General features: G+C 42.5%; 30 protein-coding genes. 5 read left to right on the top strand and 25 right to left on the bottom strand.

Annotated features, from left to right (window positions below):
* Positions 1-61: 61 nt before the first annotated feature.
* The 5 genes from ACK1LH_RS02305 to ACK1LH_RS02285 all read left to right on the top strand — a co-directional run bounded on the left by ACK1LH_RS02305 (position 62) and on the right by ACK1LH_RS02285 (position 6,257).
* Positions 62-1,576 carry a UDP-N-acetylmuramoyl-L-alanyl-D-glutamate--2,6-diaminopimelate ligase gene (locus ACK1LH_RS02305; protein WP_411334372.1) on the top strand — a complete coding sequence of 505 codons (1,515 nt, stop codon included), beginning with the start codon at positions 62-64 and terminating at the stop codon, positions 1,574-1,576.
* 103 nt (positions 1,577-1,679) lie between these two features.
* Positions 1,680-2,069 carry a hypothetical protein gene (locus ACK1LH_RS02300; protein WP_411334371.1) on the top strand — a complete coding sequence of 130 codons (390 nt, stop codon included), beginning with the start codon at positions 1,680-1,682 and terminating at the stop codon, positions 2,067-2,069.
* A 111-nt stretch (positions 2,070-2,180) separates the two neighbouring features.
* Positions 2,181-3,926, top strand: a complete 1,746-nt coding sequence (locus ACK1LH_RS02295; RefSeq protein ID WP_411334370.1) for a LytS/YhcK type 5TM receptor domain-containing protein — start codon at positions 2,181-2,183, stop codon at positions 3,924-3,926.
* The gene (locus ACK1LH_RS02290; RefSeq protein ID WP_029566391.1) at positions 3,919-4,650 is read left to right on the top strand and encodes a LytR/AlgR family response regulator transcription factor; all 732 of its coding nucleotides are present in this window, start codon (positions 3,919-3,921) and stop codon (positions 4,648-4,650) included. The genes ACK1LH_RS02295 and ACK1LH_RS02290 overlap by 8 nt, the downstream gene beginning before the upstream one ends.
* Positions 4,651-4,805: 155 nt before the next feature.
* Complete coding sequence (locus ACK1LH_RS02285) at positions 4,806-6,257, top strand: carbon starvation protein A (RefSeq protein WP_029566392.1); 1,452 nt, start codon at positions 4,806-4,808, stop codon at positions 6,255-6,257.
* Between the two features lie 54 nt (positions 6,258-6,311).
* Here the strand turns inward: ACK1LH_RS02285 and ACK1LH_RS02280 are convergent, their stop codons facing one another.
* The 25 genes from ACK1LH_RS02280 to ACK1LH_RS02160 all read right to left on the bottom strand — a co-directional run bounded on the left by ACK1LH_RS02280 (position 6,312) and on the right by ACK1LH_RS02160 (position 24,392).
* Positions 6,312-7,325, bottom strand: a complete 1,014-nt coding sequence (locus ACK1LH_RS02280) for a toxic anion resistance protein (RefSeq protein ID WP_411334369.1) — start codon at positions 7,323-7,325, stop codon at positions 6,312-6,314.
* Positions 7,325-7,981 carry a 5-bromo-4-chloroindolyl phosphate hydrolysis family protein gene (locus ACK1LH_RS02275; RefSeq protein ID WP_234703388.1) on the bottom strand — a complete coding sequence of 219 codons (657 nt, stop codon included), beginning with the start codon at positions 7,979-7,981 and terminating at the stop codon, positions 7,325-7,327. Before ACK1LH_RS02275 ends, ACK1LH_RS02280 begins: the two co-directional genes overlap by 1 nt.
* Before the next feature lie 321 nt (positions 7,982-8,302).
* A complete protein-coding gene (gene gvpU, locus ACK1LH_RS02270; protein ID WP_029566395.1) occupies positions 8,303-8,716 on the bottom strand; it encodes a gas vesicle accessory protein GvpU in 414 nt (137 codons plus the stop codon).
* 27 nt (positions 8,717-8,743) lie between these two features.
* Positions 8,744-9,502 carry a GvpT/GvpP family gas vesicle accessory protein gene (gene gvpT, locus ACK1LH_RS02265; RefSeq protein WP_411334368.1) on the bottom strand — a complete coding sequence of 253 codons (759 nt, stop codon included), beginning with the start codon at positions 9,500-9,502 and terminating at the stop codon, positions 8,744-8,746.
* Between the two features lie 15 nt (positions 9,503-9,517).
* A complete protein-coding gene (locus ACK1LH_RS02260) occupies positions 9,518-9,850 on the bottom strand; it encodes a gas vesicle protein (protein ID WP_320155011.1) in 333 nt (110 codons plus the stop codon).
* Positions 9,851-9,871: 21 nt separating this feature from the next.
* Positions 9,872-10,156, bottom strand: coding sequence for a gas vesicle protein K (locus ACK1LH_RS02255; RefSeq protein ID WP_029285693.1), 285 nt, complete (start codon positions 10,154-10,156; stop codon positions 9,872-9,874).
* On the bottom strand, positions 10,128-10,397 hold the full coding sequence (locus ACK1LH_RS02250) for a gas vesicle protein (protein ID WP_029285691.1): 270 nt from the start codon (positions 10,395-10,397) through the stop codon (positions 10,128-10,130). Before ACK1LH_RS02250 ends, ACK1LH_RS02255 begins: the two co-directional genes overlap by 29 nt.
* Positions 10,398-10,418: 21 nt before the next feature.
* The gene (locus tag ACK1LH_RS02245) at positions 10,419-11,222 is read right to left on the bottom strand and encodes a GvpL/GvpF family gas vesicle protein (protein ID WP_282034400.1); all 804 of its coding nucleotides are present in this window, start codon (positions 11,220-11,222) and stop codon (positions 10,419-10,421) included.
* Between the two features lie 3 nt (positions 11,223-11,225).
* On the bottom strand, positions 11,226-11,489 hold the full coding sequence (locus ACK1LH_RS02240; RefSeq protein ID WP_029566399.1) for a gas vesicle protein GvpG: 264 nt from the start codon (positions 11,487-11,489) through the stop codon (positions 11,226-11,228).
* A 1-nt stretch (position 11,490) separates the two neighbouring features.
* Positions 11,491-12,258 (bottom strand): GvpL/GvpF family gas vesicle protein, encoded by a 768-nt coding sequence (locus ACK1LH_RS02235; protein ID WP_411334367.1) that lies wholly within the window; start codon positions 12,256-12,258, stop codon positions 11,491-11,493.
* A gap of 19 nt (positions 12,259-12,277) precedes the next feature.
* Complete coding sequence (gene gvpN / locus ACK1LH_RS02230; RefSeq protein WP_029566401.1) at positions 12,278-13,189, bottom strand: gas vesicle protein GvpN; 912 nt, start codon at positions 13,187-13,189, stop codon at positions 12,278-12,280.
* A gap of 22 nt (positions 13,190-13,211) precedes the next feature.
* Positions 13,212-13,475 carry a gas vesicle protein GvpO gene (gene gvpO / locus ACK1LH_RS02225; RefSeq protein ID WP_029285681.1) on the bottom strand — a complete coding sequence of 88 codons (264 nt, stop codon included), beginning with the start codon at positions 13,473-13,475 and terminating at the stop codon, positions 13,212-13,214.
* A gap of 76 nt (positions 13,476-13,551) precedes the next feature.
* On the bottom strand, positions 13,552-13,812 hold the full coding sequence (gene gvpJ / locus ACK1LH_RS02220) for a gas vesicle protein GvpJ (protein WP_029285679.1): 261 nt from the start codon (positions 13,810-13,812) through the stop codon (positions 13,552-13,554).
* A 3-nt stretch (positions 13,813-13,815) separates the two neighbouring features.
* Positions 13,816-14,304: a gas vesicle protein GvpQ gene (gene gvpQ, locus ACK1LH_RS02215; protein WP_411334366.1), complete on the bottom strand. Its 489-nt coding sequence runs from the start codon at positions 14,302-14,304 to the stop codon at positions 13,816-13,818.
* Positions 14,305-14,329: 25 nt separating this feature from the next.
* A complete protein-coding gene (gene gvpT / locus ACK1LH_RS02210; protein WP_411334365.1) occupies positions 14,330-14,821 on the bottom strand; it encodes a GvpT/GvpP family gas vesicle accessory protein in 492 nt (163 codons plus the stop codon).
* Between the two features lie 40 nt (positions 14,822-14,861).
* Positions 14,862-15,128, bottom strand: a complete 267-nt coding sequence (gene gvpA / locus ACK1LH_RS02205) for a gas vesicle structural protein GvpA (RefSeq protein WP_029285673.1) — start codon at positions 15,126-15,128, stop codon at positions 14,862-14,864.
* Between the two features lie 436 nt (positions 15,129-15,564).
* Positions 15,565-16,137, bottom strand: a complete 573-nt coding sequence (locus tag ACK1LH_RS02200; RefSeq protein ID WP_051865737.1) for a DUF5381 family protein — start codon at positions 16,135-16,137, stop codon at positions 15,565-15,567.
* A 24-nt stretch (positions 16,138-16,161) separates the two neighbouring features.
* Positions 16,162-16,710, bottom strand: a complete 549-nt coding sequence (locus ACK1LH_RS02195; protein WP_029285667.1) for a DUF5381 family protein — start codon at positions 16,708-16,710, stop codon at positions 16,162-16,164.
* Positions 16,711-16,766: 56 nt separating this feature from the next.
* Positions 16,767-17,327: a DUF5381 family protein gene (locus ACK1LH_RS02190; RefSeq protein ID WP_029285666.1), complete on the bottom strand. Its 561-nt coding sequence runs from the start codon at positions 17,325-17,327 to the stop codon at positions 16,767-16,769.
* Between the two features lie 14 nt (positions 17,328-17,341).
* Positions 17,342-18,109: a hypothetical protein gene (locus ACK1LH_RS02185; RefSeq protein ID WP_411334364.1), complete on the bottom strand. Its 768-nt coding sequence runs from the start codon at positions 18,107-18,109 to the stop codon at positions 17,342-17,344.
* Between the two features lie 21 nt (positions 18,110-18,130).
* The gene (locus tag ACK1LH_RS02180; protein WP_029285662.1) at positions 18,131-19,360 is read right to left on the bottom strand and encodes a hypothetical protein; all 1,230 of its coding nucleotides are present in this window, start codon (positions 19,358-19,360) and stop codon (positions 18,131-18,133) included.
* 372 nt (positions 19,361-19,732) lie between these two features.
* Positions 19,733-19,900: a hypothetical protein gene (locus ACK1LH_RS02175; RefSeq protein ID WP_161781225.1), complete on the bottom strand. Its 168-nt coding sequence runs from the start codon at positions 19,898-19,900 to the stop codon at positions 19,733-19,735.
* A 17-nt stretch (positions 19,901-19,917) separates the two neighbouring features.
* The gene (locus ACK1LH_RS02170) at positions 19,918-20,238 is read right to left on the bottom strand and encodes a WXG100 family type VII secretion target (RefSeq protein ID WP_029285660.1); all 321 of its coding nucleotides are present in this window, start codon (positions 20,236-20,238) and stop codon (positions 19,918-19,920) included.
* 366 nt (positions 20,239-20,604) lie between these two features.
* Positions 20,605-23,007, bottom strand: coding sequence for a carbohydrate binding domain-containing protein (locus ACK1LH_RS02165; RefSeq protein WP_235728249.1), 2,403 nt, complete (start codon positions 23,005-23,007; stop codon positions 20,605-20,607).
* Between the two features lie 137 nt (positions 23,008-23,144).
* The gene (locus ACK1LH_RS02160; RefSeq protein ID WP_029285656.1) at positions 23,145-24,392 is read right to left on the bottom strand and encodes a helix-turn-helix domain-containing protein; all 1,248 of its coding nucleotides are present in this window, start codon (positions 24,390-24,392) and stop codon (positions 23,145-23,147) included.
* Between the last annotated feature and the right edge of the window lie 108 nt (positions 24,393-24,500).

The following is a 24,500-nucleotide window of genomic DNA, read 5'->3' as shown; positions in this document are numbered from 1 at the left end:
GCGCTTGTATTGGAAAATAAAAAAACGAATACAAATCTGGATTCATAAATGAGGAACCTACATGAACATACAGTTTAATGATCTGGAAAACGTGGCGTTTAAACAGATTTTCGGACAAGCCTCACAGGAAATCACAAGCCTGTCCTTTCACTCTAAACAAGTCAAACCCGGTGGACTTTTCTTCAGTATTGTCGGCGGCGAGCATGACGGGCACCAGTACATCGACGAGGCCATTTCGCGCGGTGCTTCTGCTGTAGTCGGAACCAGCCATGAAAAGCTTGAATCACTGAGCAAACATTACCCTGAGCATACCTTTCTTCTTGCAGACAATGTCCGTGAAACAATGGCACAGTTTGCAAAAATGTTTTATGGCTGCTCAGATGAAAAGCTGAAAACCGTCGGAGTAACCGGCACAAACGGAAAAACAACCGTTGCGGCATACGTACGCTCCCTCCTGACACTGCTGGGTCTTCCTGCCGGTTCGGTAGGAACAACAGGCATTTGGGCTTCAACCCATAAGCTATCTTATAAAAAAAGCACGCCTACTACACCTGAATCAACCGATCTTCACCAAATTTTCCATGACCTCCTCGAGCTCGGAGACAAAGCGGCGGTGATGGAGGTATCCTCCATAGCAACGGACCAGAAAAGGGTTCACGGCATGGAGTTTGATACAGCCATTCTAACCAATTTTTCTGAAGAGCACCTGGAGTACCATAAAACGATGGAACACTATAAAAAGTGCAAGCTTGCTCTTTTTGAACAATCTAAAACAGCCGTCATCAACATTGACGACATGGAAATGGGCGCAGAACTTGCAGAAACATTTTCGGGACAGAAGATTACATACAGTCTCGTACCGGGAAGCGGAGCCGATTTGTGCGCAGAGGACATTTCGTTTTCAGATGTCGGCAGTTCGTTCACACTGATTTACAAGGGCCAGCGCCACCATGCTTCCGTTCCGGTTTTTGGTACCTATAATATCGCCAATGCTCTTTCTGCCGTTGGAACTGCCCTTCTTTTCGGATACAAAATAACGAATATCCTTCAGGTCCTTCCAATGCTGGAAAGTCCAGAAGGCCGTTTTCAAGTCATCACAGGCCCTGACAACAAGAAAATCATCCTGGACTACGCCCATACACCTGTTGCACTGACACGTCTAGTGGAAGAGGTCAAAAAAATGAAGTACAACCGTCTGATCGTCATGATTGCCGGAATCGGCATCAGGGATTTTAATAAAATGCCGAAAATGGCTGCTGCCATAGAAGGGCACGCGGATGAAGTGATCGTCACCGTGGACCACCCTGGACACCACGATCCGCAAATCATCATTGATCAGGTGATGAAGGGATTTACCGAACCAAAGTCCCCGAATATCAAAGCAGCGCTTACCCGCAAAGAAGGGGTTATGGCTTCACTTGCAGCTGGAGCACCGGATGATATCATCCTTCTCACCAGCGGCTGCATCAACGGAGCCCAAATCGTCAAAGGAATGGAAATCCCTCACTCAGATGAAGAGATTATTCAGTCCCATTACGATTCATATTCAGAAGTACGCCATGAGCTTGAAGCCTAAAGCCCATGGCTTTTTTGCGCGCAATTGGGCAGCCGCCCTGTCACCATGGGCAGAACCGCATAGGCTAATGAAGGATTCACTAATAAAAAGGAGACTTCAACCTATGAACCCATACCATATTTATCAAGGCTATGTGCCTCAGCAAACCGACTATTACATGAACTATCAATACAATCCCTATCAGCCTCAATACCAGCAGGATCAGTTTCAGCAGGATCAATTGGACCCAGACCGCCAGCCGTTTCAATTTCAGTCACTCGAAAGAAGGATTAACCAGCTTGAAAGACAAAACGAGCAGCAGTCCAGAGAAATAAACCGTCAAAATCAGGAAATCCGCAACCTCCGCCGCGAACTCAACCAGACAAACCAGGAAGTCACACGGCTGAACCAAGTTGTCGAACGCCACACAAGAAGACTAAACCGTTTAAACCAGCGCCTGAGAGCAGTCGAAAACAGACTGAACATTCCGTTTGCGGCTGAGGATGGGTTTTAAATAGCAAAACCTAAAGCAGCCCTAAAAAAGCTGCTTTTTCCAATCCTATTTTCTTATTCACCCGCCTTCGATTACAATAAACGATATAATCAATTGTAAAGGGGCGGGCATATGTTTGAACTTCTCATCACCATGCTCGAACGCCTGGGCATTATTGTAACGATTGCCTTTATACTAACGAGATTCCGATTCTTCAGGAGCATGATGTATCAGGACAGGCTTGACCGGAGCCAGCAGTATAAGGCCATTTTGTTTTTTGGCTTCTTTGGCATTACAGGAACCTATTCGGGTCTTTCGCTGAGTACGGAAACGATGGAATTCGGCCGTTTTGCATCGGGACTCGCTGCGGATGAGGCTATTGCCAATTCGAGGGTCATTGGAATTGTCCTTGCCGGTCTTCTTGGAGGATATAAAGTTGGGATTGGCGCGGGATTAATTGCGGGAGTTCACCGCTTTACTCTCGGGGGATTCACCTCCCTTTCATGCGGCCTTGCTGCTATTTTAGCAGGACTGATTGCAGGTGCCTTTTACCGGAAAAATACTCATGTAAAGCTGTCGTCCGCTTTTATAATCGGAGTTCTTGCTGAAACCGTTCAAATGCTCGTCATTCTCGCTGTCTCAAAGCCATTTGACAAAGCGCTTGCACTTGTCGAGATGATTGGCCTCCCTATGATTCTGGCGAATGGCCTTGGATCTGCGCTCTTTCTCCTGATCATTAAAAATGTCGTGAACGAAGAAGAAAAAGCAGGGGCTCTGCAGGCTCAAAAAACTCTCAGGATTGCTAACCAGACTCTTTCTCACCTGCGAAGCGGCATGAATACCACATCTGCCCGCGAAGTATGTGAAATCCTGCATAGAGAAATTAAGACTAGTGCTGTCGCCATGACCAACAAAACTGAAATCCTTGCTCACACAGGGCTCGGAAATGATCATCACACAGCAAACAGTCCCATCCAGACTCAAATGACGAAAGACGTCATCCAACAAGGAAAACTCGTTGTGGCGGAAGAAAGAGCCATTCACTGCATTCATAAAGATTGTCCTCTCGGCGCTGCTGTTATTGCCCCGCTGAAACAAAGAGGAGAAACAATCGGCACCCTTAAATTTTATTTTCAGTCAAAAAAAGAAATTACCGACGTGAACATGGAACTGATATCGGGTCTGAGCAGCCTGCTCGGAAACCAGCTGGAGCTGGCTGAAGCGGAGAAGGCATATCAGTTTGCCAAAGAAGCAGAAATTAAGGCTTTGCAGGCACAGATCAGTCCTCATTTTTTGTTCAATTCCCTTAACACCATTGTTTCTCTTATTCGGATTGACCCTTCTAAAGCAAGGAAGCTTCTCATCTCCCTTTCTCACTTTCTGCGGTCAAACCTTAATGCGACGACCGTAACGATGACCACGCTCGAACAGGAGCTTGAGCATATTAAGGCTTATCTTGCGATTGAAGAAACGCGGTTCGTTGATAAACTGACTGTTCTTTATGAGATAGACGAAGCAGCCCTTATGGTAATGCTTCCTCCATTGAGCCTGCAGCCGATCGTAGAAAATGCAGTGAAACACGGCATTAAAGAGAAAGAAAAGGATTGCCTGATTAAGCTGTCTGTTCAAAGGGAGCAGGATGGAACCCACGTCAGTGTGATAGACAATGGCAACGGGATAGCGTCAAATCGCTTAGGAAAGCTTGGAAAAGAAGCCGTGCATTCTGAAAGCGGAACCGGACTTGGCCTTTACAATGTAAACCGCAGGCTGTCGATGGTCTTTGGACAAGGCTCTGCCCTAAATGTAAAGAGCTCTCCCGGTGCAGGAACAGAAATTCAATTTTTCATCCCTGATTCGGAGGAAAACAAACGTGGATAAAATTAAAATCATACTTGCAGATGATGAAAGGTACAGCAGGGAGGAACTTAGGCATCTTCTCAGTGAGTACACGTGTATAGAAATTGCAGACGAGGCGGATAACGGTGAAGGCGCAGTCATGAAAGCTCTTAAACATCAGCCGCACGCCGTTTTTTTAGATGTAGAAATGCCGAAGATGAACGGAATGGAAGCAGCCAAGTCACTGATGGAACTAAAAAAGCCTCCGCTGATCATTTTCGCCACGGCCTATCCTCAATTTGCTGCCGAAGCTTTTAGATATGAAGCGATTGATTACTTGCTGAAACCATATGATGAAGAACAGCTGAAGCGGACCGTGCAGAGAATCCAAAGGCTTGTTCAGCCCGCCGGTTCAGATATCGGTTCAGCTCTTCCTGCTAAGCTTGCGATTGAAACAGAGGGCGAGATTTTTTATCTGGATCCAAAAGACATTCTGTACATATACCGTGATGAAAAAGCGACAAAAGTGGTAACAAAAAACGAAAGCTACTATACGAAGACACTGCTCAAAGACCTGGAAGCAAAGCTTGCTCCTTTCCGTTTTTTCAGAATTCATAAAAGTTATCTCGTTAACCTGGAGTATGCGGCAAAGCTTACCCCCTGGTTCAATGGCGCTTACCAGCTTGAGCTTACAGGCACAAAAGAAGTCCTTGGAGTCAGCAGAAACTATGTGAAAGCATTAAGAGAACGGCTTGAAATCCATTAACAGCACCTGGCATTCCCAGGTGTTTTTCCTTTTGCAGGTCACAGCCCTGTATCTGCATCTTATCCCCGGATTTCTGCATCTTGTTTGTAAAACCTCCACGATCCCCTGTAGTGCTTTATACTTATGTAAACGCATACAAAACAAGGAGGGTTATCATGTATACTTTTTTAGCCGGGGTTGTCCTTTTAATTGTTGGTTACTTTACGTACGGAAAATTTGTTGAAAAAGTGTTCGGTGTGAATGAAGGCAGAACAACGCCTGCATTCACGCACCAGGATGGTGTCGATTATCTCCCGATGAACACGAAGAAAAACTCGCTGATCCAGCTTCTCAATATTGCCGGAGTCGGCCCGATTTTTGGTCCGATCATGGGAGCCCTGTACGGACCTGTCGCATTCCTGTGGATTGTACTCGGTTGTATCTTTGCAGGTGCTGTCCATGACTATTTAACAGGAATGATTTCAATCCGAAACCGCGGTGCGCATTTGCCTGAGCTTGCGGGTAAATTCCTCGGTAAATTTATGAAGCATGTCGTAAACGCATTTGCGATTCTTCTGCTGCTTTTAGTTGGAACTGTTTTCGTTACAGCTCCGGCAGGTCTTCTCTTCAGCCTGATGAATGGCTGGGCTACAATGGGACTTATTTTAGGCGCCATCTTTATTTATTATATTCTTGCGACTCTTCTCCCTATTGATAAAATCATCGGAAGATTCTATCCGATTTTCGGTGCGCTTTTGCTGATCAGCGCGATTGGTGTCGGCGGAGGCCTTGTTATTACCGGGGCTCCTATTCCTGAGCTGACGCTTTCAAATCTTCATCCTGACAATGTGCCGATCTTTCCGTTATTGTTCCTGACGATTTCTTGCGGAGCTCTGTCCGGCTTCCATGCGACACAAACACCGATCATCTCAAGAACCACTCAAAATGAAAAGCAAGGCCGTAAAATTTTCTACGGCATGATGATCGCAGAAGGTGTTATTGCTATGATCTGGGCTGCAGCAGCAATGAGCCTGTTTGATGGAGGCACTGGACTGAATGCCCTTCTTGCTGAAGGCGGACCCGGCGCTGTAGTAAGCGAAGCTTCCACTCTTATGCTTGGTGCAATCGGCGGAACACTTGCTGTTCTTGGGGTTATCATTCTTCCTATTACATCCGGAGATACTGCATTCCGAAGCGCGCGCATGATCATTGCCGACTACTTCAACATTTCACAAAAAAAGGTTGCAAGCCGCCTTTGGATTGCTCTTCCATTGTTCGTTATCTCCTTTGCCCTGACAAAAATCGATTTTACGATTCTATGGAGATACTTCTCATGGGCAAACCAATCCACAGCCGTAATTGCCCTGTGGGTTGGAGCGATGTACTTGTTCATCGCGAAGAAAAATTACTGGATTGCCATGGTGCCTGGCATTTTTATGACCATGGTAACGACAACGTATATTCTTAATGCACCTATAGGATTTGGGTTATCCATGACCGTCTCCTATATTGGAGCAGCCATTGCAACAATCGCTGTTATTGTCATCTTCTATGCAGCTGCGAAAAAAGCCAGAGAAAACAACCTTCCTCTCGAAGATGATGTTTCAGGCTGGAAACAGGTTTCATAAGAACAACAGCACTAAGCTAAAAAAACAGGAATCGGACCATCCGATTCCTGTTTTTTATGCCTGGAGTTTTTTCTGTTCTATGTCGAGTAATGCTGCTTCGGTTTCTTCCCGGGTATGTTTCCCGTCCTTGTGAATGGTAAGCGTTTCTTTGATGGCCATTTGCAGATTTTCCTGTATTTCTTTCAATGTCTGCAGATCAAACTGGTTTCTCCCAAGCGTGGAGGCCTGTTTTTGGTAAAGATCATTCGCAGAACTGGTCAATGTTTTGCCCGCATCAGCAGCATGTTTTTGCCTCAGCAGTGTAAGGGCTATAGTCACTTGGTTTTTCCACAGAGGAATGGCGGTCATAAGGGATGCCTGAATTTTTTCTGCGAGCTTCTGGTTTGTTTTTTGAATCATGCGGATTTGCGGTGCACTTTGAATGGTAAGCTCCCTGCTGACTTTCAGGTCGTAAAGTCTTTGATCCAGCTGGTCTGCAAATTGCAGCAGGTCCTCTTCCTCCTGCCGCTTCATCGGATCGCTTGAGCATTCATTTGCTTTTTTCAGGGCGGGTATTGTCTCGTTGTGCAATTCGTGAAGCTTTAACTCTGCTGCTTCGATGTAAGTATTTAACGAATGAAAATACTCTCTATTTGTCTCATAAAGCCTGTCAAGCATGACGATATCCGAAAGAAGAACGTTTTTGCTGCGTTCAAGTCTGACACTGATTCGGTCAATCTGTACCCCTGCTTTATGAAATCTTGACAGCACTTCCTGCACAGACCGTTTTTTTCTGCCGAACAGCCTGCCGAAAAAAGAGGTCTCATCCTGCATGAGATCCTCCGGGTTTACATCACTAAGGCTTTTAATGAACTCATCCAGAGTGTCTCCGATCTGTCCGATATCTTTCCGCTGCACCTGATCAAGCATGGTGTTTGAAAAAGCAAGGAGCTTGGATTGAGCAGGAAGACCGTATGATACGAGCATGGCGTGGTTCTTTGGGCTGAGCTGATTGACAAGGTGAAGAACCTTCTCTTTTTCTTCAGCCTGGAGAAGGTTTTCACCCTCTTTAAAAAGGTCGCGGTTCATTACATTTTCCACTTTTCATCAAGAGATTTTTTATCCTTGTTTGCTTGAATCGAGTGCCTGGCAACGTCAATCTCAAGATTCAGATCATCCAGGTCATCCTGAACCATATTGAAGAGATCCTGTTCAATCAGCCGTTTTAAATCTGACAGCGTTCTGCGGGTCTCATTCAGCGATTTCTCAAGCTCGAAATTTCTTTTTGGCTGTGATGATAAAAAGGCATACTTCTCACTGAGCTGGACGGCCGAATCCAGATGGGAAAAATAAAACTTCTCCGCCTGATAAAAACGGCGCGGTTCTCTTTTTGTCAGGGCAACTATTCTTCTCGCTACACGGACAAGATCTGCACGCTCTTTTAAAGATGGAAGATGCCTGATCGTAAGAAGGGTCTTCTGAAGGCGCGCCATCTTGGGTGCTGCTTCCTCGAGCTGCTTTTTAATGTATTTATAGTCTTTGCGGGTAAGAGCATTTTTCTTTAAAAAACGTGACTTCATCGTCACAGAAGCAATTGAATAGGCGGAAGCTCCGCCTGCAACTGAATAGGCGGCGGCCGCTATTAAAGGCTGATCAAATCCGATCAGGCTGATTGTTCCCGCTGTCCCTGCAGCAGGTAGCGCAGCCATCATCCGGACACTGAATGCCACAAACGGATTCATCATCAATCGACTCCTAACATAAAAATTCTGCCTGTTTATACGTATGTAGCACATGCGGGGTTTCAGTCCTGTGCCAGTAAACTGGAAAAAAAGGCCTTTCTTTTTACTATACAGCATCCCCGCCTATTTTTCTATTGGCCGGTGAATGTACAGGAGATAAGACTTGAGGCTTAGATGGAGTATGTTAAAAAAGGGAAGCGCTGTTTTCTGGTTTAGCAGGATTTGTTCCATTAAACTTTATCCAAGCATGCTGAAATCAGCCCGCTTGGGGAAGTAGACAGCAGAAAAAACCGGAAGACTCTCTTCCGGTTTTCAAGTGTTGTGTTATTCCGTTTTTTTAGCTGCCGGCTTTGCATCTGATATTTTCCCGAGGAAGAATCCATTTACTTCGCTCAGCTTGCCGCGCCAGATAATCTGACCTTTTGAAGGGGTGGATTTGCTGTCACCAATGTACACTTTCGTGTTTTTCAGGTGAATGAAATGAGCTTCCCCGCTTCCGTTTTCTTCAATGGATTCACTTGCCCGGGATAACTGTTCGCTCAAATTTTGTGCGACTTCGCTGCCATCTTCAAACGTTTCACTCAGCGTGTCAAAGTACTCTTTCGCTGAGATCATCGTGCCTGAAATAACAGCGCCGTTCATATTGAGCGTAATATCAAGCGCAAAACCGTGCTTGTTTGAGGCCTGTACAAAAAATTCAAGAACACTGTCTTTGGATGAGGCTGTTGCCGTACTCATTTCCACATCTCCTCCTCTTCACACCGTTTATGATGAAGTGTCGTCGTCACTGCTTAGAGAAGTATCTTCTGACTCTTCATCTTCCTCTTCTTTTTCATCTTTCGCTTTTGAAGCTTTTGCCGTTTTTGATTTCTTGCGTGCAGGCTTTCTCGGCTTTTTCACTTCATTTTTGCCGTCGTCCATCATTTCCTCTTCTTCTTCGTCTTCTTCGATTTCATCGTCGTCTTCAGAATCCTCTTCTGATGCCGCTTTTGATTTGCCCGATTTATTCTTGCTTTGATTTTCCTCTTGTTCCTCTTCTTCCTCATCATCATCATCTGTATCATCAGAGCTTGTCTGAGTCAGCTGATTCATTTTTTCTTCAAGCTGCTGAAGACGTTCCTGAAGCGTCTGGTTTTCCTGCTTTAATGCTTCATAATCTTCAGACGTTGATTCGGCTGATGGTGATTCATCCTGTTCTGTATCATCTGTTTGATTTTGATCCTTTTTGAAAAGCTTGCCAGCAGACGTTTTTAAGCTTGAAGCGCCTTTAAATGACTTTTCCTTCGCAGCCTTACCGAAATCGGCTGCCTTGCTCTTCCAGTCGTCGGTATCAATTTGAGATAAGATTTTTTTCCCGTTTTCAGGTGTTGCCAGGTAGCCTACTGTCGCACCAAGGAGTCCTCCTGCAACCGTGCGTTTGATCGGCATGCTTCGTCTTGATGATTTTTCCTGTGTATTCGTTTCTGATTGTTTATTTTCCTTTGTGCTTTCTGCCTGCGTATTGTCTAATTTTTGTTCTGCCATTGTGAATCCCTCCGATTATTTTAGTTGGTTTGAAGTATTTAAACGATTTGAGCCAAGCTGATTTTCAAGCAGCTCTAATCGTTCATTCAATTTGCGGTTTTCTTCTTCTAGCGCTTTAGTGTTGGTGTTCTCCGCTTTGGAGCTGAGATAAGGATCGTTCTCCCACCAGTCCATGCCGATTTCTTTCGCTTTATCGACAGAAGCGACGATCAGTCTGATTTTGATGGTAAGCAGTTCGACATCGGCAATTCCTACGGTAATATCACCTGCGATGACGACTCCTTTGTCTAATATCTTTTCAAGCACATCGACAATTGAGCTCGATTGCCCAGTCGTTTGGACTGCCATAGCTTGTCCCTCCAGTGGCCGTTAAAGCAAGCTGCCTAACGGGCCGAGATCTATATTCAAATCTTCGGCATCAAGGCCGAAGACCTCTTTCAGTTCTTCCATCTTTTCCTCAAGGTTCATAAGGGCTACTCCAAGATTTTCGATTTGCTCGTCCGTCAGCGTTCCACCCTCCACCCGCCTCATCGCATGACGTTCGACAATTTGCCTGAGAAGCTCAATCACCGTCATGACCAGCTGTGCCAGTCCGTGCTCGGCATTGTCAGGATCAAGCTGGATTCTACCATTTGTTTGGCTGGCCTGTTGCATCGATTAATTCCTCCCTTTGTCTGTCAAATTGTTCGCTTGTGACAGGTTTTCGGTTTCCCGCTTTTGATTGAACAAGGGTTTCAACAGATGCAATCAGAACTCTCAAATCCAGATACACCAGATCCACGCCTGCTATCGAAATGATTAAGTCTCCCTTGATAGCAACACCCTTGTCCAAAATGACATCCAATATATCAATAAGGGCAATATCTTTGTTTTCAACTGACTCTCTAAGAGACATCCGGAAAATCCCTCATTTCATTTAAAAACTGGAAAAATGATAAGCTGGCCACGGGCCGGTTGCTTCAATTCTCCATCCGGTTCCCCCGAGCTTTTCATCCGCCTGCTTCATCTCTTCAAGGAACGTTTCCACCTTCTCCGACTGAAGGAGGAAAACACTGTTCCAGGCCATGTTCTCTTTCAAGCCTGTAACATCTTTGTTCCAGTTCTTTTTAATAGCTGCATGAAGGGCAAATTGCTTCAGCTGTTCATGCAGCTGTTCACAAACTCGATTCTTCTCATTTTCCAGCTCATCCTCAATCAGCTTGTCAATCTTCTTCTTTTCAAAAAACTGCCTGCCTTTAGGCAGCACGCTGATTTCCTGCAATTTTGCTTCTACTGCAGGATGGGTTTCGCCAACCTTCTTTTTCAGCACCGGGTCATCACTGTAAATCTTTACATTCCATTCCTCGTTGCCTTTTAGCGACTGCAGGGTTTCGCTGATTTTAGGCCCGCTTGCCTCAATCGTCTGCTTAAGGCTTTCTTCGCTCTTGTAAATGGTGCAGAACTTAAGTGGAATGATTGTAAAAGATTTATAAAGTGCCGTAACCGTTTCATGATGATGGAACGCTTTTTCCTGCAGCCATTCCATATCATTATCGATTTTGTCTTTTATGGCTTCTTCTGAAAACTGCTCAGAATCCAGTCTGCAAACAACTGCGGTGACATCGCCAGCTGGGATGGTGTAAATATTTTTCTCACCATCAAAGCCCTTAAAAGATGGAAACGATTGATGGTCTGCCTCATCAGAAGGAATCAACCCGTATAAATAAATCAAATCGTCCATCTGCTATCCCTCATTTCCCCGTTTGGTCAATTTCTCCCACTCTTCCATCTCTCTTCGTTTGGCCATTTCATACCGCATTAAAAGCTCATCTTCTTTTTCCTGATACGCTTTTTCCGGTATTTCGCCAAGCTCAAACATCATTTGAAGCTGAATGAGTTTCTGCTGGATCGTCGGGAGATCGTACAATTCTTTTTCTGCTTCCTCCTGAACCTTCTGCCCGATTTTAATCACAAGGTTAATTGGCGCTGCCACCAATTTGTGAAGCATATCAGCTCTCCTCCACTTTTAACCTGATATTAACGAAGTTATAAGCCGGCCACGGACCGCTGTAATGGAATTTCACTTTATCCTTCCATTTTTCATAAGCTTCGTTCACTTTCTCATCGAATTGCTGTTCTTTGTCGCGATCGATGAGGAAAGCCGCATTCAGCAGCATCGTTTCACCGGTCGGCTCATTCGCTTTCGCCGCTTCTGACGCTTCTTGAAGAGGTGTGAACACTTCAGCCTTCAGCTCATTCTGAAGATCCTCAAACACCTTCTGGGCAATGCCGCCAAGCTTAATGCGTTCGTAGTAGCCTGCTGCCTCTGATTTGCCTTTCACGGAGGAAGACATTTTTCCAACCTGAGGATTTTCGTTCACTTTTTCCTCGAGCCACTCTTTGCTGCCGATGACTTTTAATCCAACTTCGATCTTTCCTTTGATGGCCGGAAAGAGCTTTTCAAACTGCGGGTATAGATTTTTAAGAAGAACCTTGATATCGTCTTCTGTTTTAAACACATTCCCGAAGCTGATCGGAATAACCGTGTCGTTTTTTTCCATAACCTTTGAGACTGTCTGCTGATGCATCATCAGATTCTGCCTGTTTGGATGGAAGATTTTCATCGGCACTTCAGCTGCTACCATTGCTGCATCCTTGTACCGGATTGTAAAGAGGTCTGTTTCTTCTCCTTCAATCTCCGCTTTCCCGAAATCTTCCTCTTCTGTTAATTGGATTCCGCAAAAAAGATAAATACCCATTTCCTGTTCACTCATCATCAAACACTCCCTCTGCACACTACAGTTTGCTGCATTCATCTATAATCAGCCTGGTTGCATCTTCCTGTTTGTTATCCGAATCGAGACACCTGCTGATCGGATGGCACAGAACATCGATGCATAAGCTTTGAAAATCTGAATCTTCCCCGTCAATCGGAATGTCCTGCTCTGATGCAAGCTTTGCAATCATGATTGAAGCTCTTAAGCTTGGACCATTGTTTTTCTGATTCGAACATGCATCCCGCAAATTCGTAACTAGAGTAGTAATAATTCTTGCTTCATCTTCATCCACATCTGTTTTCTCTGCGACAATTTTCGTTTCCCTCTCAACATCCTTGTAATCAATAAAGATCGTGATGAGACGGTCAAGAAGCGCATCCTGAGTATCATAAACACCTGCATACTCAGCTGGATTGCTTGTGAAAATGACGGCAAAATCAGGGTGGACTTTTATAAAAGGGTCGGTCAATTTAGAACCGTATAAGGGCAGTACACCTTCTTCTAAGATTGATAGAAAAATATTATTCGTAGTAGGCTTGGATCTCGTAAACTCATCATAAACCAGCGTATATCCGTGTTTCACTGCTTCGAGAAGCCTTCCGTCCCGCCACATCTCGCTTACACTTTCATCCTTTTTATAAACGGACCTAACATAATTATCCACCACTTTTTTACTTGTATAGCCCGTAAAATCACCAATTAAGTCTTTGTTGTTTAATTCATGGTTCCCGTGCATAAGCATAACCGGCCGTTTTCTCTTTTTGGCAAGAGCCAGGGCAAGCGAGGTTTTTCCTGCACCGGAGGGTCCCGTAAAATGAACGGAATAGCCCGATTTCAAGTAATGAAGGGACCTCTTGAGAATTTGTTTCGTCTCATCATCCTGTATGAGGGTTCTGGCATCTTTTTTCATTTTCTCTTTTAGGACCGTCATCTTATCTTCCCTCCAAGCAGCCTCACTGTTCGGTTCCTATTGCACTTCTGTATCTGATATCAAGCCTTTTAAAAGAAACTACTTCTTTCTCTTTATCAAGCTGGCAATCATAGGTTCCAAGCATTTCATCCTTTGCGTACCGTTTCATGTACTCTTTTTCCTCTATCACTTCAACTGTCACCCGCCACCCCTCGTCCATTGCTTCAACAGAGGTAATTTTATGGGGCGGTGCGACATGCTCACTGAAGAAATCATTCACATTTTTCATAATCTCTTTAATAGACACCTAAAGTCGCCTCCGATTGTTCCGCCGTTGCTTCGAAATAAGCAGGAGCCCTCCGGCTCCATGCCGATTATCTTGATTAAACGCTGAATTGTGCGCCTCGCTCATTTGATTGAGACGGAAGACCTTTTTCTTCCACCTCATCACGCAGCAGGCCAACAGCCTCTGCATAGCGAAGCCAAGTGTCCACACTCGCGATGACAACGCGCGCTTCAACAGTCAGAATTTCAATTCCTACGACAGACACTCTGACAAACGCGTCAATGACAATCCCCTTGTCGAGAATCCGGTCAATAACCTCTGCCAGACTTGAACTGTCCGTACTTTTTTGAATAGCCATTCTTCATTCTCCTTTCGGCCCCGAACCCATTGTCCTGACACTCGAAGACGATTTAATATCATTTGAACTCTTGATTTTCACCGAGCTTTTAATGTCAGTCGAGCTCTTTATTTTCCTTGCGCTCTTGATATCGTTATACCCTTTAACCTTTTTCTTATCTGACGATGAAGAAGATGACATCTTTTTCTGAAACTCATCACCGGCTTCTTTCACATTGCCGAGTTTATCTCTTACAGAAAGCAGGACATCCTGAACTTTTTCCTTCGCTTCCTCCGCTTTGCCGTGAACTTTTTCGGCATTTTCATCTTTGGCACGGCCAAGCTTTTCAGAAGCTTCGTTCATTTTCCCCTGAAGCTTTTCTTCTGTTGCCTCGACAAATTTTTCTTTCGCCTTTTCCTTCACCTTTTCTTCTATCTTCTCTTTTACAGGTTCGGGACTCTTGTCAAAGATTTTCTTGCCTGCCTTAAAAAGCGCCTTTTTCATGTCAGCCATGCCATCACCCTTTCAGGGCAAACTGCTATTTCTTAGTTTCTATCAGTTGATTGAGCATCTCTTCAATCCGCTGCAGCTGGTCGTTCATATTCTTGTTCTCTTCTTTCAGCTCATTATATTGAGAAGAATTCAATTCATTCTCGCTGCTTGAATCCTTTTCTGAATTTGATTCTTTGTCTCTCTTCTTTTTAGGGGCCAAAAGACTCGCAATGTTGCCTTTGTCCAAATATCCTGTTGCCGTCTGGCGCAGCGCTGTCATCGCCTGTTCTGCAATAATCTCCTGTGCTGTTCTTCTGAGCTCTTTGCCTGCCGATCTTACAATCTCAGACTGGCTGAGGCTTCCGAACACCTTTTTGCTCGTCTCAGGACTTGAAAGCAGCCCGATTCCCGCTCCAACAACACCGCCGAGAATCGCCATATTGATTTGATTCTGCTGCCTGTCATCCTGTTCTTCGCTTTGATTCTGCTGTTCCGTTTCTTCCTGATTCTCCATTTTCTCTTTAGTTTCTTTAGCCATGTTTCATCCTCATTTCTCCATAGATTTATAGTTTTCTCTATTAAAATGTAAAAGCTGACTGGCTGCCCCGCTCATTCTTTTGGCTCTTAAGACCCTCTTCCTCCACTTCGTCCCGGAGAAGACCAACTGCTTCTGCATAGCGAAGCCATGTATCAACACTCGCGATGACAACCCTCGCTTCTACTGTTAAAATCTCGATTCCCACAAGCGACACTCTGACAAATGCATCAATGACGATCCCTTTATCAAGAATCCGGTCAATGACTTCTGCCAAGCTGGAACTGTCCGTACTTTTTTGAATACTCACTGACTAACAAGCTCCTTTCATTGACGATAGAGGCGTGCCCTTATCGCTTTGTTACTTGGGATATACCTTCTAAAACGCCCCTTAAAACATGACTTGGATAATAGTAGAAATAAGATTCCTTGATTTTCCAGTATTTCCGTTCCAAATTTCGAAAACGTCTTCAAAAAAGCCTGAAACGAATGGATTTTCAGAAGATTTCAAAGAGTTATATGACAATTAAAACAGTTTTGTTACAAGATGATGACATGGTGATCCAGGAGAGGATTTATTTCGTTATGGACGTGAAAAAGCCCCGCATGTTGGATGCGGGGCTGGTGATTTTACAAATTTTCAGTTATGAAACTCTGTGGACACTATCTGGTTTTGGGCAACAGCTCATGATGCTATTTTTTCTTTGATACTGAAAATCTTTTAATAACTGATTGCTGCTGATTTACTAGGGGAGTTCTGTCTCCAATTGCTTTAGTGGATTACTTTCAGCTTTTCTTTCATACCCAACATCGTCATACAATTTCTTCAAGTTCACTTGTCCGTCCCACCTTGCTTTTGCCTCCACATTCATATAGGGATAAATGTTCTGATCTACCAGTATAGAAAAGTCAGTATCATCAATAAGATCGTATGTGGGAATCCGGAACGTTCTCCCTTCAATACTTTCAACGTATATACTATTTACTAACGTTAGGCCATTCCGTCTCAATTCTATGTGTTTAACAGCTGCAAACGATATGTCCCCTTTTTTCGATGTGACAGAACCTCCAGGGCCCTGAACAATCGAAAAAAGGCTTCTTCCCGGTATGAGGCCAGGAAGAAACCAGCAAAACAAATAGAGGAAAACCGGAAAGAAAATAAGTCCGCCAAATAGCCATATGAATGAGTAACCAGAGTTGAATTTAAACACTTCAATTAGTAAATAACCTGTGCCCAGCAAGCCTCCGATAATGAAAGCGGACAAGATTGAATAATAAAAACGGCTGCCTTTAATATCAATGGTATTTGATGTTTTCATTATGGGAGAACTCCTCTGTAAAGGTTATTCTGCTTTCCTTTCATACTTTGCATCTTCGAACAGCTGATCCAGATTAACATGCCGGTCCCACACTGTTTTAGCATCCTGATTCATATGCGGGTAAATATACTGGTCAACTAAAACAGCAAAGTCAGTATCATCAAGCTGATTGTATGTTCTGATTCTAGCGACTTTACCATCATATGTTTCAATAACAATATCATTAATCAAATTAAGGGGATTCCTTACAAACCTGATATTTTTTATGCTTGTAAAAGGTATGTTCTTGCTTTTACTTTTCACACTGCCATTCGGACCCTCAGTTAAACTCAGAAGAACCTTCCCCGGAACAAAGCCCGGAAGCGACCATAATGTCAGATAGAGAAAAACAGGAGACAGCAAAATGCCTCCGCCAAGGTAGAAAAATGAATACTTTGAATCAAATTTCAAACCATTTGCGATAAGGAAAACACATGCTGCGAGACCGCCGAACGTTGCCAGCAGCATCCAGACGTACATGAATTTGGAGCCTTTGATGTGGACTATGTTGTGATTTGTTGTAAGATTAAGCAAGTTGAAATCACCCTATTTTTTAAGCGACGCCTTGGAGAACATCACTAAAATGATTATCAATCTATATCATGATTTCTTCTTTCATACTCCATGCTTTTTAGAAGTTGATCGTTTGTAATTTTCCGGTCCCAGACCTTTTTTGCGTTTTCCTCCAAATGCGGGTATACATGTTCGTCAAAAATATCATAAAAGTTGACTTCGTGAAGAAGATTATATGTTATAAATTTAATTCTTTTGTTGTCAAAGGTTTCTATATGAATCTCGTTAAACAAATTTATAGGATTTCTTTTATAATCTATATTTTTGATATTGCTAAATTGCACTTCTCTTTTTTTTGAAACGATTTTACCCTTTTCTCCTGGAATAATAGTAAACAAGACTTTACCAGGAGCAAGACTTGGCAGTGCCCAAATTGCTTCGTACAAGAAAAAAGGGAAGAATAGCAACCCTCCACCTAAATAAATCAGAGCGTAATTTGATTCAAACTTTAATCCATTTTGTATTAAGACAACACATGCTATTAAACCACCAAAAATAAACAGAAACATCCATATATACATAACAAAATTTCCTTTTATTTTGATGGCATCTTTATCTGATGATGTTAGAGAAGACAACCAATACAGCTCCTTTAGAGTAAAGAATATTCATTTTTATTAATAAAATGATTTAATATACCTTGATTATAATTTTCTACTTTATAACCATCTTTCTTTGTCCTGGTTATTAACCAAGATCTCTTCATACCTGGAATTATAAAACACACGTCCAATAAATCAGGAGTGTTTTCTTGATCATATTCTAAATAGACTAAGCTATTCATTTTCCCCTCTCTTCTAGTTAAATCTTCAATGAACTCGCTACCTACAACAGATTTTATACTAGAACCGATTTCTGTTTTCTTATCGCTGACTGATTCTAACAAACTCTCAAATTCTTCTCTTTCAATTTCGAACACCTGTTTATCAGAAGCGATGTCAATAAGTTCAAAAAAGTTCTGTATATTTTCTGAAACATTTTCTAGGGAAGATTTACTAACTTGGTGCACTTGATTATCATACAAGAGTTTATGCGAATAAATATAATCACCTCTAAAATGATAAGAGATTGTTTCTTCACTCATTGTATCGGTAAATTTAGAAGCTTTAACTGTCTTATCAGCATATATAAGAATTTCTACAAATTCTTTGTATTCTTCTTTCAAAATATACCTGTTTTTTTCCTCAGTAACCATATCCTTTGCAAGTAGAGACCTAGCTGAAGATTCTAACTGCTGTCTTAATTCTGCTTCTGTCATATCAGGGAAATACATATCTTTAATTGACATACCCTGTTCATAGTAACCTTCACTGTAAAAAGCAAAAATCAGCTCTTCAACGCTTAATTTAATCGTAGTCATAAATCCTCCTTTTAAAATTTATTAACCAAAAATACTTTTAGCCCCTTTTAATAAAGAACTCGCTGTATCTTTAGCTTTTGAAAGACCTTCACCAATTTCTTTAACTTTTTCAATTGGATTATTTAAGGTCTCTTTTATTTGTTCGTTCGCTTTGTCTTTCAATTTATTAAAGCCTTCAACTGCCTGACCAGCTGCTTCAATTCCACTTTTCCCAAAATCCAAAGTAGCTTGAATTGGTGTTTCAAAAACAATGGCTGCTTTCTCAGCAAATCCTGCTGTCATTTTAGCTACTTGTTCACCAGCAAGTCCTCCAACAAAAGAACCTACTGAAGCTCCAACTACAGTACCAACCGGCCCTGCTAAGCTTCCAATGGCACCACCAACTACTGCCCCACCAATTGCTCCTCCAGAAACAAATACAGTTTTATTTACTGCATTTCCAACCGCTTTAGCATTTTCTCTTTTCAATACATCAGGCATATTTCCATACTTGGCGTAGTTTTCAGAGATTTTCAATCCCATTCCTACAGTTTCAGTAGCTCCTGTTATCACTAAAGTGCTTACTACATTTGTTTTTCCGAATTTCACGAGATCATCACCAAAATTTTTCAATACCGATGATTTAACCTGACCTCTAGATAAATCTCCCCATAAAGCTTTTGAGCTGTTGCTATAATTAACAACATCACCTGGCAAATATTTTGCATATTTTTTATGAACTAAATCAGCGAAAGGCGTGTCTTTGTATTTATTAAAAATGAAAGTAGGACTAAGCAATCCTTTTGCAAAACGCTTGTATTTAGAAGCGTCTACTACGTCAGACAACTTGCCAAGTGTACTTAAATGCCTGAAAGAATATGCTCCATCCACGTTTTTTGCAAATTGAGTTACTCCCAGCCCATAATATGCAAGCTGTCTTGAAACTAACCCTCCCATTGCAACCATTGTTCCATATTTGTTATGGATGTTGTACATTCTGCCAAGCAAGTCATCTTTTTCTGCAAATTTATTCGCAGTCATTCTTACATCTTGTTCAATTTCACTTAATCTATCAGAAAGAGCCTGGCCTGTATGCCATGGGTCTCCAACTGAATAAAAACAGTGAGCATATTCTGGAGGAGCGCTCAATATTAAACTAGCCAGCGACCTATGAAGCTGTTTTGATTCTTCATCAATATCTGTCAACTTAAAGACCAGTTCATTTGAAAGTTCATCTAGTTTATTAGGATCCACTGAAATTTTGCTGCTCATAAGAATAAAACCTCATTTCCATTTTTAAATATTGCGCTCAAATCATCTGAAAGAATTGATATCCTAATATTGTGATTTGAATAGGCAGAATAAAAAAGTCTACGCAGCCTGGAAGTACACACCCTCCTCTTGCAGCATCATTAGGATCTTGGTTGTTTTTTTTCTTGTTTGTCAAAATACACACCTCATCGTTCAAATTAAATTCAGCAGTTGATAACCTAATACACCAAGCTGGAGAGGAATAATGAAAAAATCCAAACAGCTCGGCATACAGCCATCGTCTCCTGGAATATCCTTTTTCTTCTTTTTGCGATTGTAGTTTGGATCATGGTCATATCTGTGATCATTTCTCATATTACACCTCAGAGTTTCTCACACAATCTGCATCAACTGATAAGCAACAATGCCTATCTGCAATGGGATGATAAAGAAATCAACACAGCCGGGAACGCAGCCATCATTCATTCCCTGCTTCCCGTCAACTTCTTTCTTCTTTTTCTTCCGGTTATAGTTTGGATCGTGGTCATAACGATGGCTCATATCAAATTCCCGCTTTCTTACTGCACATCCAGCTTCTTAAGCCTCAATATGCGCTCCATTCTCTCTAATTCTTCCTGTCTTTCAATCTCTTCGCGCACGCGGTCGACGGAGTCTGCTGCTGCTTCTAGTTCGCGGCTGATGTCATACAGGTTGTCTGAGTGGCGCTGGAAGAGGATCTTGGCTTCGTCCATGGCGGAATCGAATTTGTCGCGGGCCTTGCCGCTCCATGTTGCTGCTTTTTCGTTTGTTTCCTGCATAAGCTTTGATTCCTGGTCTTTGACGGAATCAGATGCCTGCTGAAAAACTTTTGCAAGGGCTCTGACTTGTTCAGAATTCATTTTTTTCACCTCTGGCTTTTTGACATTTTCTATGTACTTTCGTCTTTTTTCATCAAGATTTACACGTTTTGAACATATAAGAAAATATTACTAGAATGCACTTCCAATTTCCATAAGTCCCCAGTAACAAATTCTGATTCTGTTTGTTCAGCTTTTCATATGGTAAAAGTCATGTTTTTACCACACATTGAAAGAATAGTGTTATTTAACAGGACTATCAGATGGTTAAACAAAAGAAAATTATCCCATTTATCTGATACCACATACCCACGTACTTTCAAACCTAATTCTGTAAAAATTTCCAATTGAAATAACCCGGAGAAGTCTCCGGGCTTTCATTTCGTTCTTTCAGTTTCATGATCAGCACTATTGTTTTACTTTAAGAATCACATCATCAATCACTATTTCATGCTCTCCAACCGGTGATATGGCTACTTTTCCCATCAGGAATTTTAAAGCAGCTGTCTCCTCTGCAGGCATGAGGAATTCATACTTATATGTCTGCATTTCTTCTGTAAGGGCAAGTTTTTCGCTGAGGAAGCGGGTATACGCGGCATTTTCAATCGTCAGCTCCATTTCTCTCGACTTGCTTGATTTTGCTTTGAAAGATACCTCGTAAGTTGCGTTCCCGGACAGCTTCATATTACCCTGCTCGAGAAGGACACTCCAAGGTTCATTTCCTTCGTTTATTACCTTGATCTTCGCTTCACCGTTTTCAACTGCTATGCCTGCATTTGCATCGTAATGGATGTAATTGGTCCACGGGGCTAAACCCGTACTGAAGTCTCCGTTCTTCAAAGGATTTTGATCCACGTTGCCGTCTTTCGTTTTTAAAAGAACGACATCATCGAGGTACACATCTTCTTTTGATCCTCCAGCGTTCAGAAGAAGCTGGGCTTCCATGTCACTTTCTTCAGTCATCGTGAAGACGATTGTTTTTTCTTCCATAGAAGGTGTCAGATCAATTGTTTGCGGCTTTGAATAACTGATGCTTCCATCCTGATTAGTCACGTTCAGTTCAATGGTTCTTGGTTTTGCAGCTCTTGCCTTAAAGGTCAGGGTATATTCATTTCCTTTTACAAGCTGAAGGCCCTTTTGGGAAAACTGGATGGCACCCGGTGTTTTTCCGCCGTTTTTAATGTCCAATCGTGCTTCTCTGGTGTCCTCTTTGACGCTTGCATTTGCTTTTGCACCTTCTGTATGAAGGTTCCAGTAAGTCAGCCTGTCTATGTTTCCCTGGTCAAACGTGCCGTTGTACACATGATTTCCATTTGAAAGTACTGGTTTTGAAGCATTTTCATCAAGCGGCTCTCCTGTTATATCCTCCACGCGCACATTTCCAATCCAAACTGGACTTGTGCCGTTTCCGCCAAGATTAAATTCCAGCCTGGACAGGATGTCTGTTTCATTGCCCATTGTAAAAGTATAGGAGTAGGATTTCAGCTCTTCCGTAAGAGCGAAAACTTCTTCATTCGAGTACTTTACCCAGCCTCTTTCAGCGCCGGCACCCGTTTTCACCATGATATTTCTGGCTGAATCAGACTTTGCATCAAAGCTCACTTTGTATGTGCCGGCCTCGGCGAGAGAAAGATTCTGAATCAGCTGCAGCGAATAGAGCTGACTTCCCGGGTTTGCGACCGTTATCTTCGCTAAATTCTGATCCACTGAAATTGCGCCATGTCCGCCAAAATCAGGGAGATGGACAAAATTCCAATAATCGTGGCTGAAAACATCGTCTCCAGAATCCACATCGGTAATAGGCTGCTCAAATGCTGCATCGTAAATATAATTGCCGTCGCTTAAAGGCTGTTTCGCATCAGCTGGAAGAACGGCAGGTTCATCAGCAGGCTCTGTCGGTGTCTTATATTTGCCGTTTTTCAAATCAAAGACGCGCACATAATCAATTTCCATTTGCTTAGGGAAGACAGTTGATGCATCCGGGTCCCCGTCAAACCATCCTCCTACGGCCAGGTTCATGATTAAGTAAAAGTTCTGGTCAAAAGGTGCAGGGTAGCTGAAATTTGCAGCGTTTCCGGTTCCTTTTGAGTACCATTTGTTCTGTGTTTGATAATGCTCACCGTCTACGTACCAGCGAAGCTCACCGGGTTCCCATTCAAGCGCATACGTATGCCAGTCTTCCGTTGTCGAGCCATCCTTAAATTCATAATCTTTGCCTGTATATTTGTTGTTCGGCCATCCTTCCCCGTAGTGAATCGTACCGGCTACAAGGTTTGGTTTGCTTCCCCATGATTCCATGATGTCGATTTCCCCGGAAGCTGCCCATGTACCATATTTATCTTCTTCAGGAAGCATCCAGAGAGCAGGCCATATTCCCTTACCCGAAGGAAGCTTTGCCTTAATTTCATAGCGTCCGTATTTATGGCTGAAGAGTCCTTTTGTTTTCACTTTGGCAGACGTATAATCGTACGTGCCGAACTGATCAGTCGTTTGCTCCTTTTTTGCTTTTAAAATGAGCTTACCGTCTTTTATGTAAGCGTTCTCTTTAGAGTCCGTATAATACTCTTTTTCATTATTTCCCCAGCCTGGCGATATTGGGTTTCCATTTCCATCCACAATCCAGTTGCCGATATCAAAGTTCCATTTGCTTCTGTCAATCTCGGTTCCGCTGAATTCATCTGACCAAACAAGTGACCACTGCTTTTTCTTCATCGCTTCTCCTTTTTTCTCTTCCGTTTCTCCTGCCTGAGCATAAATACTGCCTGAAAGCATGAGCAGGCCACACATCATGATCGCCATTCCTTTTTTCAAATTCGTTTCCCTCCTCTTAAAAATGATGAACATACACCTAGTTTAGCGTGACTTTTCTTCATTCTTCAGACTTTAAATTATGTATAAGGGCGCAAAATTTTAGAAATAAAAAAAGGAGCTGCGCGGGCTCCTCAATTTTACTGCTGCTGAATAAAGCCATCCGCAATCCGGACTGCTTTTTCATACTGTTCTGTTTCTGTGTAATGGGTATAAAGTTGTTTTCCGAATTTATCAATCATTGTTTTTTGATTGTTCGTTTGAAAAAAAGGCAGACCGCTCTCTTCAATATATAAATAATACTCCTTAAAGGCATTCTTTATCTTGTAGCAAAGGAGGGTAAAGAGAATTTTATACAGCGTGCTGTTCATTTTCTTCGCTGAGTCAAGCCCGTCTTCAGCCATTTTAAGCAAAGATTTTTGAGGAATGAGCTTGCCCTCCATACAGTTGTCTGCATAATTGTAGAGCCGGTTCAGATAAATAACCTTGTTTTTATCCGCCATTTTAAGAGCCCTTTTGTAAAATGGATGCGCAGAAGCATATTCTTTTCTTTTAAAGCATTCAAGTCCGGCATTGTGGAGCAGCATCGCTTTGATTTCATCAGCTGAAATCGCATCGCAATCCTCAATCAATTGATGATAACGCGCTATTTTAAGGTCTAATTCAGCTTTGGTCGCACTTTCTTTTTGCAATAGCATAACAGCTTCAGATTGAATCGCACGGAAAAAATTATTTGTTTCTTTAAAAAAATGCAGGGCTTTTTCAGCATGCAGGTAGGCCATCGTTTTAGATTCAACCCAGTGATACGCGACAGCCAAATGATAATGGTATTCTCTGTTCGGGTAGTCATCCGGCTGAATGCCTTTCATCGCTTCGATTGCTTTATTCCGGTTTTCACTGCTAAAATTGTTGTACTTTTCCAGATAGCACAATCCGATCACGTGCTGAAGAAGATTTCTCTCGTAGGGTGAAGACTGGGGATTTTCCTTTTGAATATTCTGAACGATTGTAAATGCTTTTTCCCCTTCTTTGTTCAAAATGTAATATCTTGCAAGCAGCAATTGATAGAAGACGCCATGATTTGAGGAGCTGATAAAGGGCAGCCGTTCGAGTTCTGTTTTGATTTTGTCCGCTTCTTTCTTTCTCAGCATGATGATGGAAGCATGCCATTGGTGGAGCTTTTTCTCTATGTTTTGGAGGTTTTCGATTTCTTTTTTAATATCAATATGTAAGCGGGCAGAAAATAAATCAATGATTTCCTCTGAATATTGGGTATGCCCCCTCTCGATTTTACTTACGTGTGTAGCAGTGCAGATATCTTTACCTAATTGTTCTTGTGTGAGTCCTGCTCTTTTTCGGTAAAATTTGATAATTTCTCCTTCCAGCATGAACATCTCTCCCTATCCCCGTCTGTAAAAAATATCTATATAAATGTAACAATTTTACGACGTTTTTCACACTTGAGGGATGAGGATTTAGACACATCTTTGAAAACT

Origin of the sequence: Metabacillus indicus, from assembly GCF_046603695.1 — a bacterium.
GTDB lineage: Bacteria > Bacillota > Bacilli > Bacillales > Bacillaceae > Bacillus_P > Bacillus_P indicus.
This window is presented reverse-complemented; position numbering and strand designations above follow the sequence as displayed.

Coding starts and splice junctions, on each gene's coding strand:
- ACK1LH_RS02305 (WP_411334372.1), top strand. CDS start 62: ATGAACATACAGTTTAATGATCTGGAAAACGTGGCGTTTAAACAGATT.
- ACK1LH_RS02255 (WP_029285693.1), bottom strand. CDS start 10,156: ATGCAACAGGCCAGCCAAACAAATGGTAGAATCCAGCTTGATCCTGAC.
- gvpN (WP_029566401.1), bottom strand. CDS start 13,189: ATGACGGTCCTAAAAGAGAAAATGAAAAAAGATGCCAGAACCCTCATA.
- ACK1LH_RS02170 (WP_029285660.1), bottom strand. CDS start 20,238: ATGAATTCTGAACAAGTCAGAGCCCTTGCAAAAGTTTTTCAGCAGGCA.
- gvpQ (WP_411334366.1), bottom strand. CDS start 14,304: ATGGCTGACATGAAAAAGGCGCTTTTTAAGGCAGGCAAGAAAATCTTT.
- ACK1LH_RS02275 (WP_234703388.1), bottom strand. CDS start 7,981: ATGATGAATCCGTTTGTGGCATTCAGTGTCCGGATGATGGCTGCGCTA.
- ACK1LH_RS02260 (WP_320155011.1), bottom strand. CDS start 9,850: ATGGCAGTCCAAACGACTGGGCAATCGAGCTCAATTGTCGATGTGCTT.
- ACK1LH_RS02245 (WP_282034400.1), bottom strand. CDS start 11,222: ATGGACGATTTGATTTATTTATACGGGTTGATTCCTTCTGATGAGGCA.
- gvpT (WP_411334365.1), bottom strand. CDS start 14,821: ATGGCTAAAGAAACTAAAGAGAAAATGGAGAATCAGGAAGAAACGGAA.
- ACK1LH_RS02160 (WP_029285656.1), bottom strand. CDS start 24,392: ATGCTGGAAGGAGAAATTATCAAATTTTACCGAAAAAGAGCAGGACTC.
- ACK1LH_RS02235 (WP_411334367.1), bottom strand. CDS start 12,258: ATGATGAGTGAACAGGAAATGGGTATTTATCTTTTTTGCGGAATCCAA.
- ACK1LH_RS02180 (WP_029285662.1), bottom strand. CDS start 19,360: ATGAGCAGCAAAATTTCAGTGGATCCTAATAAACTAGATGAACTTTCA.
- ACK1LH_RS02280 (WP_411334369.1), bottom strand. CDS start 7,325: ATGAACCGCGACCTTTTTAAAGAGGGTGAAAACCTTCTCCAGGCTGAA.
- ACK1LH_RS02285 (WP_029566392.1), top strand. CDS start 4,806: ATGTATACTTTTTTAGCCGGGGTTGTCCTTTTAATTGTTGGTTACTTT.
- ACK1LH_RS02295 (WP_411334370.1), top strand. CDS start 2,181: ATGTTTGAACTTCTCATCACCATGCTCGAACGCCTGGGCATTATTGTA.
- ACK1LH_RS02300 (WP_411334371.1), top strand. CDS start 1,680: ATGAACCCATACCATATTTATCAAGGCTATGTGCCTCAGCAAACCGAC.
- ACK1LH_RS02240 (WP_029566399.1), bottom strand. CDS start 11,489: ATGCTTCACAAATTGGTGGCAGCGCCAATTAACCTTGTGATTAAAATC.
- gvpT (WP_411334368.1), bottom strand. CDS start 9,502: ATGGCAGAACAAAAATTAGACAATACGCAGGCAGAAAGCACAAAGGAA.
- ACK1LH_RS02250 (WP_029285691.1), bottom strand. CDS start 10,397: ATGTCTCTTAGAGAGTCAGTTGAAAACAAAGATATTGCCCTTATTGAT.
- gvpJ (WP_029285679.1), bottom strand. CDS start 13,812: ATGGCTATTCAAAAAAGTACGGACAGTTCAAGTCTGGCAGAGGTTATT.
- ACK1LH_RS02185 (WP_411334364.1), bottom strand. CDS start 18,109: ATGACTACGATTAAATTAAGCGTTGAAGAGCTGATTTTTGCTTTTTAC.
- ACK1LH_RS02200 (WP_051865737.1), bottom strand. CDS start 16,137: ATGAAAACATCAAATACCATTGATATTAAAGGCAGCCGTTTTTATTAT.
- ACK1LH_RS02175 (WP_161781225.1), bottom strand. CDS start 19,900: ATGAGCCATCGTTATGACCACGATCCAAACTATAACCGGAAGAAAAAG.
- gvpU (WP_029566395.1), bottom strand. CDS start 8,716: ATGAGTACGGCAACAGCCTCATCCAAAGACAGTGTTCTTGAATTTTTT.